Consider the following 17,063-nt stretch of genomic DNA (forward strand, 5'->3'; position numbering starts at 1 on the left):
GCGCTATTATTACCAGTGATATAAACAAATGAAGCTCTACCGCGGTCTACCAATTATGCTAAAATACACGCAGCAGGTTAACCCTTACAGGAGGAATCATCCTTATGAAAACAGATCGGCTTCTTGCTATTGTCATGCTGCTATTAAGCCGTAAACGTGTTAATGCGACGGAATTGGCGGAGCGATTTGAGATCTCGCTGCGCACGGTATACCGTGATCTGGATACAATCGGACAGGCGGGTATTCCGATCGTATCCCACGCTGGAGCAGCAGGTGGTTATGAGATTATGGAGCAGTTCCGGATTGACCGGCAGATGCTCACACTGGAAGAGTTGATGTCGATTGTCAGCGGCCTGCGAGGGGTACAAACTGGCCTAGGCGATCCGCAGCTGGAAGGGCTGCTGGATAAGGTCGGTGCACTAATTGCCAGAGGCAGTGCCGCGAGCGGACAGGCCGAAGAGAATCTGCTGATCGATTTGAATCCCTTTGGCACCAATAACGATATGAAAAGTATGCTTGCTCAAATACGCAGTGCGATCCGGTCCAGACAATTAATCCGGTTGACCTACCGTAATAACAAACAGGAACTGCAGGAGAGACTCGTAGAACCTCTGGTGATTGCGCTCAAAGGATTCACCTGGTACCTGTATGGCTACTGCAGATTACGCAGCGATTTTCGTACATTTCGTATTAGCCGGATCAGAGGGCTGGAGCAGCTGGAGGAACATTTTCCCTATCGGGAGCATTCCTTGTCCGAGCTGCAATATCCGTGGCAGCAGAAGCCGGAGACAGAGAGCACTTGCGACCGGATACAAATCACGCTGCGCATCGATCCTTCGATCCGTGTATACGCTGAAGATATGTTTGGGCCGGATACGGTCACTGAGCAAAAGGATGGAACACTGCATGTACAGGCGCAGTGGTATGATGAACCATGGCTGAAGTTCCAGCTGCTTGCTTTTGGATCGCGGGCGCAGATATTGGCACCGTCTGAATTGGCTGAAAAAGTCGCAGCAGAAGCTCGCAAGGTCGCTGCTTTGTATGATTCGGCGTCTCTGAAGTTATAATTTGAATCTATTTTTTGAAGTTTGGAGCAAGTCCTCTATTCGAGGGTACTCTCGTGTTCATAGCTGTTGTAGCAGTGTGCACAGACCGAAGCGTTATACATTTTAAAAACTATTTCCAAGTCTGACCTAACCCTGACAAACAGTTGTCAGGGTTATTTTTGTATGATGAAAACAGATCGGTAGACCAAAGCCGAACATAACCTACAACGGATTGCGGCTCGCTAAGCGAAAGGAAAAGAAACTGTAGAAGCGCTATTTGTTAGCTGCTGTCCATAAGAGTGCTGGAGAGAGACATATACTCTTGTACATACCGCCTGCATCAGAGAGAAATAGTAGGGAAGATTGGAGAGAGAAACGTGGAAAATAAAGAGATCGCTTATCGTCGCCTGCGCACTCAGCATATTACCGGGGCAAAGGAAAACACAGCTGCCGAGGTAGTGCAAAGGCTGGGTGCCGTACAGGCACAGGATTATGCCCAGGCGCTGTGGGCGATCGGATCACGTATGCACAATGCCGATGTCACAGCTGTGGAACAGGCTATAGCCAACCGGGAAATTGTACTGACATGGCCGATGCGCGGCACACTGCACTTTGTACCAGCCGCTGATATTCGCTGGATGCTTAGGCTGCTGGCGTCCCGTATTTACTCTAGACTCCGGGGCAAGCTAGAGCAGCAGGAGCTGAAATTTAAGCAAATGATGCTGGCCGAGAAAATCATCCTCGATGCGCTGAGAGAACACAAGCAGATGAGACGAGTGGATCTGATGAAATTACTGGAATATGAAGGCATTGCCACTGCAAATGGGCAGGGCTATAACGTGCTGTTGTATTTGGCTCATAGCGGGCTAATCTGTATGGGCCCGCTGGAGGGCAAGCAGCAGACCTTTGTGCTGCTGGATGACTGGCTGCCCAAAGTGCGGGATTGGAGTATGGAAGAGTCACTGAAAGAGCTGGCGACACGCTATTTTACAGGACATGGCCCGGCAACGGTGTATGATTTTGTATGGTGGTCGGGGCTGCCTATCAGGGAAGCCAGAAAAGGATTGGAAGCCGCTCGAACAAATCTGCTTTTGGAGAGGCAGGGAGGTACGGAATACTGGATGGGTGCAGAGCCGTCTACTGCAAGCATACCCGACTCTGCGGTTCATCTGCTGGCCGGATATGACGAATATTTGCTGGGCTACAAGGAAAGAAGCGCTATCGTAAAAAAAGAGTACGCGCCGTTGATTTCCGGGAAAAATGCCGTGTTTGCTCCCATGCTGGTAATAGATGGGGAGATCGTTGGGTTATGGAAACGGAAAATCCGGAAAGAAAAAGTCGATATTTCCGTGCATCCATTTACAACATTGAAAAGCGGCCAGCAAGAAATCATCGAGGCAGCACAGCGCTATAGCGAATTCATGAATATGACATTATCCCGGATAGATATAGACAACGTATAATCCCGTAATGACAAGGAGAATTTATCATGACCCAACCTACACACCGACAATCTACTACATTCGAAAAGTTAACAGTATCGGAGATCCAGCCGTTTCAGATTGCTATTCCACAGGCTGAGCTGGATGATCTGCAGGATCGGCTGGCACGTACACGCTGGACCGATGCCATTCCCGGCTCTGGCTGGAACGAGGGGATCAGTATGTCCCAAATGAAAGAAATGGCATATTATTGGCGAGAGGGCTTTGACTGGAGAAAGCAGGAGGAAAGACTCAACCGTTTTCCGCAATTTACCACCACGATCGATGGTCAGAACATTCACTTTATCCATGTTCGCTCCTCGGAACCCAATGCCCTGCCGCTTATTTTGACCCATGGCTGGCCAAGTACTTTCGCTGATTTTGCCGGAATGATCGGTTACCTGACGAATCCGCGCCAATATGGGGGCGACCCGGCGGATGCTTTTGACGTGGTCATCCCCTCGATTCCAGGCTTCGGGTTCTCCGGTCCCACACAGGCGCCGGGCTGGAACAGCGCACATATCGCCAGAGCATGGGATGCGCTGATGCATCATCTCGGATACACCCGGTATCTCGCGCATGGCGGGGATGCCGGTTCATTTATTACTCGTGAAATGGGTATCGCGCAGCCAGATGGGCTGCTGGGCATTCATATTCTGGAGACGTTCGCCTTTCCGACAGGGCAGCCGGGGGAACTGGATGATCTCACAGATGACGAGAAGCAGCAGATGAAGTTCATGGAGGGGTTCAACAAGCTCTCCTGTCACCAGCATGTTCAGCAGACAAGACCGTTGACGCTCGCTTATGGCCTTACAGATTCCCCGGTCGGGCAGCTGGCCTGGATCTGTGATCCTCTGATGGGCTTGGGGCGCTTCGCACCACCAGAGCCGCGAAATATGGATGAAGTGCTCACTAATGTATCGATTTACTGGTTTACCAAGACAGCGGGATCATCGGCTCGCTGGTATCTGGAAGATGCCCAATCCAGTGCAGGCAATCCTTACGTATTCAATCCTACTCCGACCGGCGTTGCTCTGTTCCCTTATAATCTGTACTCGGTACGCAAAGTCGCTGAACGGTCGAATTCTATTGTTCACTGGTCAAGCTTCGATCGTGGCGGGCACTTCGCTGCGATGGAAGTTCCGGAGCTGCTGGCAGGAGGTTTGCAGAAATTTGGCCGCTTGTTCCGCTAACCAGGAGTGTACGAGATGATTGGAATCCTGCCTGTAGGAAATAGATGCTATAGAAAGGATGGATCGTCCGGAGTTTGGAGTCTTGAGGGTACAGATCGTTGGAAGAAAAGAAGTATCCTGCTTGCTATACTCCTGCATGCTGACAAATAGATATCTTTTCTATGGAAAATGGTATTTGCGCAGGTAGCCTGCTTTTCTGTATCAAAAAGACTATAGAGGAAGCCAAGAAGTCACAGGTCGATCGGACAGGTGGCTTTTTGGCTTGGGCGGTTATAGCATGCTGATGCCGTAGACGATATTCTACTTTCTGTGATAAATGATATAGAGAGGGTCGCTCCAAATTTTAAATAATAAAATATACTGGAATGACTTCTGGGAAAATTAATAAGGGGGAATAGATATATGTCGATCAGTCGCGGATACGTGTCCCAGGATTATGTTATTCAGCAGGTGATAGCAAACTTTGTCTGTCGGGTATTATGGAGTGAAGGACGCCCTTGTCTGGAATATACCAGCCTGGAACAGCTTGAAGAGATCAACCACTATGTACGAAGCGAGTTCGATTGGGAATTGTATGATGTGTTTTTTACAGCGCTGGAAGTTCTTCAGGAAGAAGAATAAAGGATAAGAGCAGAACGGCTAACCAAAAAGGAGTGCCCTGTAGCATCGTACGCTTCTAATAAATGAAATCGGAGAAAGGGCCTTTACCATCGATCTGGTGGGCTTGTGCTGTTCTATTTCCCGTACGATTGAAACTTGTGCTCTATATTGGTGTAATATAGTGTAATTAGCTATTTTCTACAGGAGGCGACGGAGATGAGTGTATGGACCCGATTCAGAGACGTAATGAAAGCGAATGTAAACAGCTTATTGGAACGATCCAGTGATCCCGAGCGAGATGTTCAGACCTACATCCGTAATATGAACAGCGATCTCGGTCAGATCAAAGCAGAGACGGCAGCCGTTCTCGCCGAACAGAGCCGAACGCAGAGAGCGCTGAATGAGAGCAGCGCAGAGATCATCAAGCTCCAGCGTTACGCCGAGAAATCCGTGCAGGCAGGCGAGGAGCAGAATGCACTGCAATTTCTGCAAAAGAAAGCTGCACTCACCGCCAAGCATGCAGAGCTGCAGGCAGCCCATGAACGCGCCGCAGCCAAAGCCGATACGATGAAGCTCATGCAGGACAAGCTGGTCAGCGACCTGGCCCGGCTGCAAGAACGTTATACCGAACTCCAGAGCCGAATGGCCCAGGCTGATAGCCTGCAGCAGCATAATGAACAACAAAATGCTGCCCGCAGTGCCGAGGAGTCCCTGCAAGCCATGGAGAATAAGGCAGCGATGGCCCTAAATGAAGCGGAAGCACTCGCCGAACTGCGCGGCGGTAAACAGGAGGAAGACCTGGATGTACTCATTGCCCGTCTGGAAAAAGGCATGAGTTCCCAACCAGATGCGAACAATCAAGCGCCAGCTCCCGAGCAGGAACTAGCTTCCCTAAAGCAGCAAAATGCCAGCAGTCAGTAATTTATCTATTTCTTTCATTTGTCCGATACAGAAATAGGTAGAGTACGCATGATGACTGTATTGCAGGTAGGTATATTGACGTACGCGAACACAACAAACTGATTTTGATATGGAGGTGAGCCTATGCCGGTTATTGATTACAAATGCCCCAACTGTGGCAGTAGCATGATGTTTGACAGTTCTACTGGAACATTATCTTGTCCCAGCTGCGGCAGACAGGATAATATTGAACAACTGCCTGATCCGCTCAAAAAACAGGTATTCACGCCGGATGAGATCAAGCAGTATCACTGTCCAAACTGTGGTGCAGACATTGTTACAGAACCAGAGACCAGTGCGACCACTTGCAGTTTTTGCGGATCTGCTGTTGTACTTAGTGATCGTTTAAGCGGAGAGTTGGCACCTCAGAGTGTGCTTCCGTTTGCGATCAGCAAGAAGCAGGCAGAAGAAGCTTTTGTAAAATGGTGCCGTAAAGGGTTACTTACGCCATCTGGCTTTATGACTGCGGATCGGATTAAAAGTTTAACCGGAATTTACGTACCTTTTTGGATATATGACCTACATAATATGGTAGAGGCACATGGGCGAGCGACCAAAGTCAGAAGTTATACGCAAGGGGATTACCAGTATACAGAAACGTCTCATTATGAGTTTTATCGTAAGATGCGTCTTAACTATGTGAATCTGCCACTGGATGCTTCGGAAAAGATGGATGATAAGCTGATGGATCGATTGGAGCCATTTCCGCATACGCAGTTAAAAGAATTCAAGACACCGTATCTGGCTGGCTATATCGCCGAAAAATACAGTTTTGACGATCAAGAACTGTTCTCACGAGCTAAAAATAAGATTCTTCCTTATATCGATTCAGCAGTCGCTTCGACCGTCACAGGTTACAGCAGTGTGAGTTATTCGGGAAAACAAGTAGACACGACAGTGCAGCGGGCAGATTATGCGTTATTCCCCGTATGGATGGTAAACTATGATTATAACGGGAAAGAGTATATGTTTGCGATGAATGGACAGACTGGTAAAGTCGTAGGCAGACCACCGATCAGCAAATTAAAAGTAAGTAGCTGGTTTGCTGGTGTAACGGCTGTATCGCTGCTCGCTGTGAAGCTGGTTGCCTGGGGGATGGGAGGTGGCTTCCTATGAAGCGTTTAACATCCAGATGTATCCCATTATTGATTATGCTGCTTGTCTTTGTATCTGTTCCTTTTCTAGACGCTCATACTGCAGCTGCATCTTCCAGCACCGGTAAAAATTATGTCTATGATGATGCGGGTCTGCTGACTGCGAAGGAAAAGAATCACCTAAATCGGCTTGCAGCAGAATATAGTGCCAAGCGACAGACTGATTTTATTATTTATACAACCAATAACCCGAATAACAAGGATGTACAGATCCTGAACGAAGATTTGTATGATGACAAAGGGTTTGGATATAACCAAAAATTTGGCGATGCTGTCGTGCTCGTCATGGATATGCGTAACCGCGATATTTACCTGGCTGGTTATGGCGAAGCTCAGTATACACTGGACAGCCAGAAGCTGGACGCTATACGCGAACAAATCACCGGCAATCTGTCTTCGGGTGATTACGCCAGTGCTTTTGAACAATATATAAAACTGTCTGCCCGGTATATCGTAGCTGATTCAGCAGGAAACAGTGCAGGTTATAGTGATTACTCCTCGGGAGGAACGTCTAATAACTATAATAATTATGATAACTATCATACAGACAGGGATTCAGATAATCTGCTATTCAAATTCTGGTTCCAGCTGCTCATCGCTGTAGTGATCGGTATTATCGTAGTTTGGATTATGCTGGCAGGTGCTGGCGGCAGAGTCACTGTCAACCGTTCCACATATGAAGAGGCCGAAACTTCAAGCTTGTTGGACCAACAGGATCGTTATCTGCATACGACCGTAACCAAGACCAAGATTGAGCGCAACAACAGCAGTGGTGGAGGCGGGGGAACCAGCAGCGGAGGTAATTCGCACAGTGGAAGCAGAGGTTCTTTTTAATTATACAAGCTACATATAGAAGGGGTGCGGAAATATGGGATTTTTCAAAAATCAATTTGCCAATGTAGTGGAATGGGAAGAGTTCAGAGACGATATGATCTTCTGGAAATGGAACAATCGGGAGATCAAAAAAGGCAGTAAGCTGATTATTCGCTCCGGTCAGGATGCTATTTTTCTGAATAACGGCAAGGTAGAAGGTATTTTTGAGGATGAAGGTTCTTTTGATGTGGATTCGGATATTATTCCGTTCCTGTCGACACTCAAAGGGTTCAAATTCGGATTCAACAGCGGCATGCGGGTGGAAGTGCTCTTCGTCAATACCAAGGAATTTACCGTGAGATGGGGAACGCAGAGTCCGGTCCTGATCCCAGCTCCGCAGCTGCCGGGCGGAATGCCGATTCGTGCGAACGGTACGTTTACTTTCAAAGTCAGTGATTATGTCGCCCTGATCGACAAGGTTGCCGGGATCAAGCAAAGCTATGTCGTCGAGGATGTGAAAATCCGCATTACGGCTGTACTGGATCAGCTGCTGATGAAGTGGATCAGCCGCGAAGGCAAGGACATGTTCAACCTGCAGGCCAATGCATCGGATATCGCGAACGGTATTCGTGAAGATCTCGATATGCAGATGATGAGCATCGGAATCGGGATTACCGGCTTCCAGGTGATGAGCTTCAATTATCCGCAGGAAATTCAGGATATGATCACCAAGACCGCTTCCCACGAGATGATCGGGAATATGCAGAAGTACCAGCAGGTCAGCATGACCGACGGCATCGCTTCGGGCAAAGTGCAAAGCGGCGGTACAGCAGCCGACATGGCAGGGATGATGATGGGCATGAACATAGCCAACGAGATGATGAAGAATATGAACGCAACTAATCCAAATGCCAACAATGCTAGTCAGGGAGCGAATCCTGCTGCCGGTCAGCCAGCGAATAACGGGCAAAATGATGCCTCTGCGCCAGCATCCGGCGAAAGTGGAATCACGCCGAAATTCTGCCCTAACTGCGGTACCAAGAACGAAGGCTCCAAGTTCTGTCCGAACTGCGGCTACAAGCTCGCCTAAATAGACGGAGGGCCTGATCCCCACGGTTAATTGATGTGGTTGAAAGTATCCATATTACTCATATCGTCGGAGTTGAGTTATACGTTCTGGACAGATGGATCTGCGAACAAATAAAAAGCCCCCCTATGCATGAACATTATTGAACCTTCAGGGTTGGTCAATGTTCATGCAAGGGGTGCTTTTTGGTATAGCTATATTCGTCAGCGAACCTGTAATCTCTATAGTCTACAGATCCGTATACCGATTCATTCCGGTTATTCGGCTCAAGCTTCTGTAAAATAATGTCCCTGCTTCAAGTCTGCAATCAGTCCGTGGTGTACAGGTGTCCAATCCATCCATTCCCGGGTGAGCGTGCTGGATACAGGTGCATCTGCAGCGACGGCAAAATGAATCCAGCCAAAATGCTCTGCTGCTTCATCCGCGCTGATGCTGGCTGCCGGCAATCCCAGCTCTTGCCCGATCACTTCGGCAATCTCGCGGAAGGGAATGGCTTCTTCATCGATACCATGCAGCATCTTGCCTGCTGCTGCATGCTCCAGAGCTTTGCGGAACAGTATGGCGGCATCCAGACGATGTACAGCACACCAGCGGTTGGTGCCATCGCCGATATAAGCAGATACACCTTTGCTGTGTGCAATATGAATCAGCGTATGCATAAATCCATGATCGCCCACATCATGCACAGAAGGGGCCAGGCGTATAACAGAAGCATGTACTCCGCGCTGTACCAGTGCACGTGCAGCAGTCTCCGAGTGCCGGATGGAATGTGCGGATGCTTCGTCTTCTTCAGTGCCGATACGTCCCGGCGCCACCATCAAGGCACCAGAAGTTAGCACAATCGGCTTATCCGTGCCTTCCAGCTCGCTGCCCATCGCTTCGATCGCCAGTCGGTCAATCTCGGCGGCTGCTTCATAGTTGGAGAAATCATGAATAAAGCCAAGATGAATAATACCGTCTGCTTCCCGCGCAGCCTGGCGCAGACTATCGGTATCTTCCAGCGAGCCTCTATGTACGGCTACACCAGCTTCAGTCAGCAGGTTGGCTGCTTTGTCCGAACGTGCGAGACCGGTGACTTCATGGCCTGCCTGGAGTAATTCCTTCAACACTGCTGATCCTACAAATCCTGTTGCTCCTGTAACAAATACTTTCATCGATAAATCCTCCTCGTCGAGTTGATATCTACTTACCGGTTCAGCATAAAGTATAGAGTTCACTCTATAGCAATACCCCAAATGCGAGAGTATACTAAAAAAATGGAGACTACCTTTTCAAGTAAACAAGTTGCCGAGCAGACAGGACTAAGTGTGCATACCCTGCGCTATTATGAGCAGATGGGATTGGTGTACGGAATACAGCGCGATGCTAACGGATACCGGCAGTATTCGGAATCGGATATCAAATGGTTTCAGGTGATCAAGCATTTCCGGGATATGGGCCTGCCTATACGTGAAATGCAGCAGTTCAGCGCCATGAATAACAGCGCAGCCGACTCGGCCCGGGTGCGCCGCGAATTTATGGAGACCTATCGCGCCAAAATTGTAGAGCAGCAGCAGGAACTGGAGCGCGCACTACGGAAAGTGGATGATAAAATCGAATTTTTCAGAAACCGGGAAAGGATCGAGAGCGAGAAGCAGCAGACCAGCACAGTGAAGTTGTAGTATCAAGCACAGAGCGCAGAAAAGAGAATTCTACCAACGACCGACATTTAAGAATGGATATTTACCGCAATCAGCGGTATGTCAAAATATCCATTCTTAACCGGAGGGAGTGGTAGAATCGCTTTTCGGAGCGGTGTTACTTCATACGAGCATCTACACGTCCAAACACGTTCATTTTAGACCACATGCTACAAAAATTTTGGATCCAGCAGATTTTGAAGAAAAACACAACATAAATGTGATATAATGGAATGATTCGGTCAGGAAACGATTTTGGATGCGAATAGGAAGGGTTGCCCATCTATGCAGGTATTCAAGGACTGGAATCTGAAAGTGAAAGAAACCTTTAACGCAACCAGCAATGAAGTCGTATTAACCGTCTCGGAAGCTGGAGCTCTACTGGGCATGTCCAAAGATCAAATGAAGGTCTACGTCGATAAAAACAAGCTGACCAAGGTGCCGATCATGCGAAGTGTGCATCGTTACCTTTTACTCAAAAGTGAACTAGATGAGATTGTTAAGCAAGCCTAGCTGTTATCGTTACCCTATACCATCATCAGACCATCAGCCGCAATCCGGTTGGTGGTTTTGTTGATTTAATGCTTGTTTCTTTGCGCATTCCTCACGATATAAGGAGAAAGAGCATATTTCGTAACCCGGCTCCTGTTGTCCCGTATTACCCTGTACATATGAACGGCCAAGTTCTACTACATGATGTGAACCATACGAATCGATACAGGATCAGATATCTGTATGCCCACGTATCTTAATCGCTGACTATAACCCATAAAGCTTATCTGATAGGTTATTTCGGATATGTACCGGATGACGACTAAATCGAATTTGAGGGATTTCTGATGAATGAAAAATTTGTAAATCATGCAGACACCGGCTACCAGCTGGCTGAGCAAAAAGCGGCTGGTTATTTTGCAGAGTTGTATACACAGGTACGTGCACAGACGTATATCCTGGCGTTAACCAGCGATTTTCGTCTCTGGCAAAAGAATCATATTCCGCTCCATTCCTGGCTGTCCCGCTTCTCCCGCAAAAAGGCACCGGATACCGGAGACTATCATCGGTATATCCAGTGGCTGAACCTGACAGGCAAACTGGATAATTATCTGAACCGCAGCGTCTCGTATATTTATATGAGGGATCTGGGACGGGCACTGGATGCACCCGAGACAGAGGCACGGATTCAGGAAGTGATTGCCAGCCTGCGCAAGCGTCTTGTGAATCCGGATACAGGTCCACAGAGCGATATTACGATGTTCATGAGCATGGATGGCGTCTACCGCTGGGCGCAAAAGGAAGGCATTGAGTCCGCTATTATCTGGGTAATGGACAAGCTGCAGGGCGTAACCAACCATATTCCGGAAGAGCTGAGTGCCGAACAGGCCCAGCGCAAGTTGATCAAAATTATTGTCGGCGTGGTGCTGCATGCCATGGAGGAAATGGAGGATACCCTATCTGCGACGGAGCGTGCCCGCCGACTGGATGAAGCGGTGCGTCTGGGCTACTCCTACGGACTGACCTATCCTTTTGTGGACGATATTCTCGATTCGACACTGCTCAATGTGCAGGAGAAAGAGCAGTATTCCCGCCTGATCCGTACTGCATTGTTGACCGGTACGGTTCCCAAGCTGGGTGACTGGTCGGGAAATCATATGGAGCTAATTCGGTATATTCATGCCGAACTGCGTGAGGCGTTCGAATATATCAAAAGTAGACAGCAGCCGGGAACCCAGCAGGTGTTTTTTGAACAGTCCTATGTATTTTTCCAATCCCAGGATATCGACCGGACGCGGGATCTGAGTCATGATCACTATACGAATGAAGAGCTGTATATTCCGGTAATTCTCAAATCCTCCTGTTCCCGGCTGGTCGCGCGCTCGATTATCGGTGCACCGGAAGATGAAGGATTCGATCATCGTACATTCTGTTATGGTATCTATAACCAACTGGCAGATGATTTCGCCGATATGTTCGATGATAGGAGAGCGGGCTCGGTAACGCCGTATACGTATTATCTCAAATACCACCGCCAGCGCAGCGATCTGGTGAACCCATTTGAGCTGTACTGGGCGGTAATCGCTCATCTGATCCACAATGTATACGGCAGTGATTACCGGACTCGCGAAGTTATTTTGGACCGGGCCATTAATGGTCTCAAGCGTGCCCGTGTCCGTCTGGGGAATGCCAAATACGATGAGATAATGGATACTCTCACAGCAGGCATGCCTCAGTTCAACCAACTGATCCAGCAGATGGTTCGCAAAGCGGAAGATGTGGATTTCCTGGACAAGCTGCTGCGTGATCAGATGCTAAATAGTCTGAGACAGGATCGGGAAGAGCAGGAGCAATTCCGGCAGACGCTGCATGAGGTAAGGCAGCAGATCAATGATACGCTACTATTGGATAATAAGGAAAATCTGCTGCCAATGAACAAACGGCTGATCGAAGCAGCCAATTACAGCCTCGAAGGCTCCGGCAAAAGGTTGCGTCCGATTCTCGCCTGGGTGATGGGGGTGCATCATTACGGTCTGGATGCACAGGCGCTCATGCCCCTGCTGCGATCACTCGAATATATGCATACCGCTTCGCTGATCTTCGACGATCTGCCTTCCCAGGACAACGCGTCTACCCGTCGTGGACGAGCTACCCTTCATGAAGTGCATGACAGCGCGACGGCCGAACTGAGTGGATTGTTCCTGATCCAGAAAAGTATCCGCGAACAGTCTTCCATGGAAGACTTCGATGCCCGAGCCGTACTAAAGTTGATGCAGTATTCTGCCGAAAAGGCCGAACAGCTGTGCACTGGCCAGGCGATGGATCTGGATGCCCGCGGTCAGGCGCTAACGCTGGAACAGCTGAATACGATCTGCTTTTACAAAACAGGCGTTGCCTTCGAAGCTTCGCTTGTGATGCCAGCCTTGCTCGCACAAGCAGGTGAAAAGGAAATCGAGGCACTTCAAACGTTCGCTTACCACGCCGGTATTGCTTTTCAGATCAAAGACGACCTGCTCGATCTGGGCGGCGACGTGCTGGTCATCGGCAAGCCGGTCGGTCAGGATGTACAGAACAACAATTCCACCTTCGTCTCCATTCTCGGGGAAGAAGGGGCACGCAAAGAAATGTGGAACCACTACTGCTGCGCCATCGAAGCACTGCGTAGCCTGCCGCAGGATGTTCCTTTTCTGAAGCATCTGCTGGATTACATCGTGCATCGGGATCGGTAAGCACCATTTTCATTGAAGTATGCTGCTGAACAGGAAATCGTCTATATACTGTGAACTGGATGGTTATGGGAGTTGCATCGTTGTCCAATGCAAGGCGCCGTTATTGCTACGGTGCCTTTTTTGTTTGGAGTCTGAAATGGTAAGGGGGGGATATGTGTGGCAGATCGGGGGATGCTTCATCCACTCCAGAAAGGAATAAGGGAATGTCCTCCGGTTAAGCCTGGAGATCTTTGATAGTAGGAGCAAAGGGAGATCTCCAGGCTTAAATGTCGTCCATTTCCCTTATTTCCTTTCTTCCGTTCTATGCGTATGCATTCTGTGCAAGGTGGTGTATCATTTTATACGGCATACGGCATACGGCATACGGCATACGGCATACGGCATACGGCATACGGCATACGGCATACGGCATACGGCATACGGCACATAAAAATAAAATATGAAATATGAAATGTGCATACATAAGAATGCAATAAAACGCACGGAGCGCAGGAAGGGAATCATACCATAGGCCGACATTTAAGAATGGATATTTACCGCGATAAGCGGTATTTCAAAATATCCATTCTTAACCGGAGGCCGCCGGTATGATCCCTTCCCGGAGCGGTGACCATCCATCAGACACAATTACAAAACACTCCCTTATTGTTATTCCTGCCAGAATAATGAACAGCAAACCACAAACAGCACACAGCAAACCACCAAAAGCATATCAACAGTGTCCCGTTTGGAAGTAGGCACTCACCAACCGAGCACCAAGAGCTAAATGAATACCGGATATCTACTGCTGACTTCTGCAAACGACCTGCATACCCGTGTATCTCACAAATCAGCCACAACTGGATGGTCATTTACCGCGCAGGCCTTTGCTTTTTCCAGTTCGTTACGTACATAATGGTAGAAGAGAGTATGCAGATTGTAACTATGGACATCGTGTGTATCACCAGACTATTTACGATTCAGGAGGGAATACATTGACTACACCAACTACTTCACAAATCGGAGTCCCGCTCGAGGGCTTTGCTGAATTTAGCCGTAAGGTTGCTGCCGAAGGTGCAGTACTATTGCAAAATAACAACCAGGTTCTGCCGATCCGGAAAAATGAAAGCGTTTCGATTTTTGGGCGCGTACAGGTCGATTATTACCGCAGTGGTACAGGTTCTGGCGGTAGTGTACACGTAGCGTATACCACCAATCTACTGGATGGATTGCGCAGCAAGACGGATATTCGTGTCAATGAACAGCTGGCACAAGTGTACGAGCAGTGGATTCAAGAGAATCCGTTCGATAACGGAGGCGGAGGCTGGGCGGCTGAACCATGGCACCAGCAGGAGATGACGCTGACAGACGAGCTGGTCGCAGAGGCAAGGCAGCAGTCGGATAAAGCAATTATCGTAATTGGACGTACCGCCGGTGAGGACAAGGATAATGCGGATGCGCCGGGTAGTTACCGTCTGACTGATGATGAGCTGAATATGCTGAAGCAGGTTACGGCTCATTTTGAACAGACGGTTGTCGTTCTTAATGTATCCAACATCGTGGACATGAGCTGGGTGCAGGACAAGAGTCATATTCATCCAATCTCGGCGGTCATCTATTCCTGGCATGGCGGCATGGAGGGCGGTAATGCAATTGCAGACGTACTGGTCGGCGAAGTGACGCCAAGCGGCAAACTGCCGGATACAATCGCCTATTCCATTGACGATTATCCATCTACCAAGAATTATGGCAATGAGCACCAGAGTCTGTATGAAGAGGATATTTACGTAGGTTATCGTTACTTTGAGACATTTGCGCCGGAGAAGGTACAATATGCGTTTGGTTATGGATTATCCTATACTTCCTTTGAAGTGAAGCCGGAGGAAGCGCAGCGGACAAGCCATGAAGGACAGGAGTACATTGAGATCGGTGTGCAGGTTACGAATACCGGTACAGTCTATGCAGGCAAGGAAGTCGTACAAGTGTACTACGAAGCGCCACAGGGACAACTGGGTCAGCCGGCACGTTCGCTTGCTGCTTTTGGCAAAACCGGACTGCTGCAGCCGGGCGAATCGGAGCGTCTCGTGATTACTTTCCCGGTACATAGCATGGCTTCCTACGATGACAGTGGGATTACCGGACATGCGCATGCCTATGTGCTCGAAGAGGGAATATATCGTTTCTATGCAGGCAACAGTATTCGTCAGCTGGAGGCTGTAAAATATGCCGGTGGCGAAGGTTACGAGGTGACCGAGCTGCAGATTGTGGAACAGCTGCAGGAAGCGATGGCACCGACAGTAACGTTTAACCGGATCAAGCCGGGACAGAAACTGGATAATGGTACGTATGAAATCACATACACCGAAGTGCCGAAGCAGAAGGTTTCGCTGGCAGAACGGATTGAACAGCAAATGCCACCTCAGCTGGAACAGACGGGGGATCGCGGTTACAAGCTCAGAGATGTAGCGGAGCAAAAGGTCAGCATGGAGGAATTTATTGCCCAGCTGAGCGATGAGGATCTGGCTGCGATTGTACGTGGAGAAGGCATGAGCAGTCCGCTGGTTACACCTGGCACAGCATCGGCATTTGGCGGAGTTAGCGACAGTCTGCTGGGCTACGGCATTCCGGTAGGATGTACGGCAGATGGCCCGTCCGGTATCCGGATGGACAGCGGCGACAAGTCTACACAGGTCTCGATCGGTACATTGCTGGCATCCACCTGGAATGTAGAGCTGGTCGAAGAAATGTATGTACTGGAAGGACAAGAGCTGGTGCGTAACAATGTCGATGCACTGCTCGGACCGGGTATGAATATTCACCGCAGTCCGCTTAATGGACGGAACTTTGAATACTTTTCCGAAGATCCGCTCGTAACCGGACAGCTGGCAGCAGCCTGTGTACGCGGCATTATGCGCGGCGGTTCGAATGGTACATTGAAGCATTTTGCCTGCAATAACCAGGAGCAGTATCGCAGTAAAGTCGATGCCGTTGTATCCGAGCGTGCACTACGCGAGATTTATCTCAAAGGCTACGAGATTGCAGTCAAGCAAGGCGGTTCCAACTGTATCATGACTTCATACAATCCGGTCAACGGACACTGGGCAGCTTCCAATTATGATCTGAACACTACGATTCTGCGCGGTGAATGGGGCTTCCAGGGCATCGTGATGACCGACTGGTGGGCGATCATGAATGACGTTGTAAATGGCGGTCCAGCCGATCGCAAAAATACCAATGCCATGGTACGCGCCCAGAACGATCTGTACATGGTCGTCAGCAACTATGGCGCCGAGACGAATGTATGGGGCGACAATACGATTGAATCGCTGGCGAATGGCACACTTACCCGTGGCGAGCTGCAGCGCAGTGCGATTAATATCTGTAACTTCCTAATCCAGGCACCGGTATTTGCCCGCAACCAGGTGATTGAAGAGACGGTGAATGCTTATCCAGCCAATGATGCCCTTTCTGCCGAGCAGGCTCAGCCCGCGACAGAAGATCGCCAGATAACAGTGGATACAGCAGCAGCGACACTAATCCATGTCGAACAACCAGGCGTCTATCGTCTGTTCGCCCATGTGATGTCACCGGATACCGAACTGGCCCAGAGTGCCTGCAATCTGATGCTGAACGGCGAAGTTGTGACGACGATTCAGACGAACGGCACCGAAGGCAGATGGTTGCGCCAGAAGCTGGTCAAAGCCGAGCTGGCAAGTGGAGTCTATGAAGTGACATTTGAATTTGTGAAGCCGGGTATGCAGGTGGAATGGATCGAGTTCAAGCGCGTGTAATTATACGATAGTCCGTAATAAAGTGCAGATAGTGCTGCTATCAGGTTTATTCGCATCTT

13 protein-coding genes are annotated in these 17,063 nt (G+C 49.1%); 12 read left to right on the top strand and 1 reads right to left on the bottom strand.

The genetic code is table 11. The features are described 5' to 3' along the window. The first annotated feature begins 104 nt into the window (after positions 1 to 104). The 8 genes from H065_RS0120175 to H065_RS0120215 all read left to right on the top strand — a co-directional run bounded on the left by H065_RS0120175 (position 105) and on the right by H065_RS0120215 (position 8,337). The gene (locus H065_RS0120175; protein ID WP_017814898.1) at positions 105 to 1,067 is read left to right on the top strand and encodes a helix-turn-helix transcriptional regulator; all 963 of its coding nucleotides are present in this window, start codon (positions 105 to 107) and stop codon (positions 1,065 to 1,067) included. A gap of 356 nt (positions 1,068 to 1,423) precedes the next feature. Then, complete coding sequence (locus H065_RS0120180; protein ID WP_017814899.1) at positions 1,424 to 2,509, top strand: winged helix DNA-binding domain-containing protein; 1,086 nt, start codon at positions 1,424 to 1,426, stop codon at positions 2,507 to 2,509. 26 nt (positions 2,510 to 2,535) lie between these two features. Continuing rightward, positions 2,536 to 3,720 (top strand): epoxide hydrolase family protein, encoded by a 1,185-nt coding sequence (locus tag H065_RS0120185; RefSeq protein ID WP_017814900.1) that lies wholly within the window; start codon positions 2,536 to 2,538, stop codon positions 3,718 to 3,720. 402 nt (positions 3,721 to 4,122) lie between these two features. Further along, complete coding sequence (locus H065_RS0120195; protein ID WP_017814902.1) at positions 4,123 to 4,341, top strand: hypothetical protein; 219 nt, start codon at positions 4,123 to 4,125, stop codon at positions 4,339 to 4,341. A 195-nt stretch (positions 4,342 to 4,536) separates the two neighbouring features. Continuing rightward, complete coding sequence (locus H065_RS0120200) at positions 4,537 to 5,241, top strand: PspA/IM30 family protein (protein WP_017814903.1); 705 nt, start codon at positions 4,537 to 4,539, stop codon at positions 5,239 to 5,241. A gap of 123 nt (positions 5,242 to 5,364) precedes the next feature. After that, positions 5,365 to 6,396 (top strand): TFIIB-type zinc ribbon-containing protein, encoded by a 1,032-nt coding sequence (locus H065_RS0120205; protein WP_017814904.1) that lies wholly within the window; start codon positions 5,365 to 5,367, stop codon positions 6,394 to 6,396. Next, positions 6,393 to 7,268 (top strand): TPM domain-containing protein, encoded by an 876-nt coding sequence (locus H065_RS0120210; RefSeq protein ID WP_017814905.1) that lies wholly within the window; start codon positions 6,393 to 6,395, stop codon positions 7,266 to 7,268. The genes H065_RS0120205 and H065_RS0120210 overlap by 4 nt, the downstream gene beginning before the upstream one ends. Positions 7,269 to 7,302: 34 nt before the next feature. Beyond that, positions 7,303 to 8,337: an SPFH domain-containing protein gene (locus H065_RS0120215; RefSeq protein WP_017814906.1), complete on the top strand. Its 1,035-nt coding sequence runs from the start codon at positions 7,303 to 7,305 to the stop codon at positions 8,335 to 8,337. A gap of 263 nt (positions 8,338 to 8,600) precedes the next feature. Here the strand turns inward: H065_RS0120215 and H065_RS0120220 are convergent, their stop codons facing one another. Beyond that, positions 8,601 to 9,488 (bottom strand): SDR family oxidoreductase, encoded by an 888-nt coding sequence (locus H065_RS0120220; RefSeq protein WP_017814907.1) that lies wholly within the window; start codon positions 9,486 to 9,488, stop codon positions 8,601 to 8,603. A gap of 81 nt (positions 9,489 to 9,569) precedes the next feature. On the opposite strand from H065_RS0120220, the gene H065_RS0120225 reads away from it, so the two are divergent. The 4 genes from H065_RS0120225 (at position 9,570) to H065_RS0120240 (ending at position 17,004) form a co-directional block, all read left to right on the top strand. Further along, positions 9,570 to 9,995, top strand: a complete 426-nt coding sequence (locus H065_RS0120225) for a MerR family transcriptional regulator (protein WP_238558000.1) — start codon at positions 9,570 to 9,572, stop codon at positions 9,993 to 9,995. A gap of 303 nt (positions 9,996 to 10,298) precedes the next feature. Then, positions 10,299 to 10,526, top strand: a complete 228-nt coding sequence (locus H065_RS0120230) for a helix-turn-helix domain-containing protein (RefSeq protein WP_017814909.1) — start codon at positions 10,299 to 10,301, stop codon at positions 10,524 to 10,526. Positions 10,527 to 10,852: 326 nt separating this feature from the next. Further along, on the top strand, positions 10,853 to 13,234 hold the full coding sequence (locus tag H065_RS0120235; RefSeq protein ID WP_017814910.1) for a polyprenyl synthetase family protein: 2,382 nt from the start codon (positions 10,853 to 10,855) through the stop codon (positions 13,232 to 13,234). A gap of 974 nt (positions 13,235 to 14,208) precedes the next feature. Further along, positions 14,209 to 17,004, top strand: a complete 2,796-nt coding sequence (locus H065_RS0120240) for a glycoside hydrolase family 3 C-terminal domain-containing protein (protein ID WP_017814911.1) — start codon at positions 14,209 to 14,211, stop codon at positions 17,002 to 17,004. Positions 17,005 to 17,063 lie beyond the last annotated feature (59 nt).

It is taken from the genome of Paenibacillus shenyangensis (assembly GCF_000346635.1).
Lineage (GTDB): Bacteria > Bacillota > Bacilli > Paenibacillales > Paenibacillaceae > Saccharibacillus > Saccharibacillus dauci.

Coding starts and splice junctions, on each gene's coding strand:
- H065_RS0120215 (WP_017814906.1), top strand. CDS start 7,303: ATGGGATTTTTCAAAAATCAATTTGCCAATGTAGTGGAATGGGAAGAG.
- H065_RS0120210 (WP_017814905.1), top strand. CDS start 6,393: ATGAAGCGTTTAACATCCAGATGTATCCCATTATTGATTATGCTGCTT.
- H065_RS0120200 (WP_017814903.1), top strand. CDS start 4,537: ATGAGTGTATGGACCCGATTCAGAGACGTAATGAAAGCGAATGTAAAC.
- H065_RS0120185 (WP_017814900.1), top strand. CDS start 2,536: ATGACCCAACCTACACACCGACAATCTACTACATTCGAAAAGTTAACA.
- H065_RS0120195 (WP_017814902.1), top strand. CDS start 4,123: ATGTCGATCAGTCGCGGATACGTGTCCCAGGATTATGTTATTCAGCAG.
- H065_RS0120230 (WP_017814909.1), top strand. CDS start 10,299: ATGCAGGTATTCAAGGACTGGAATCTGAAAGTGAAAGAAACCTTTAAC.
- H065_RS0120205 (WP_017814904.1), top strand. CDS start 5,365: ATGCCGGTTATTGATTACAAATGCCCCAACTGTGGCAGTAGCATGATG.
- H065_RS0120235 (WP_017814910.1), top strand. CDS start 10,853: ATGAATGAAAAATTTGTAAATCATGCAGACACCGGCTACCAGCTGGCT.
- H065_RS0120220 (WP_017814907.1), bottom strand. CDS start 9,488: ATGAAAGTATTTGTTACAGGAGCAACAGGATTTGTAGGATCAGCAGTG.
- H065_RS0120225 (WP_238558000.1), top strand. CDS start 9,570: ATGCGAGAGTATACTAAAAAAATGGAGACTACCTTTTCAAGTAAACAA.
- H065_RS0120175 (WP_017814898.1), top strand. CDS start 105: ATGAAAACAGATCGGCTTCTTGCTATTGTCATGCTGCTATTAAGCCGT.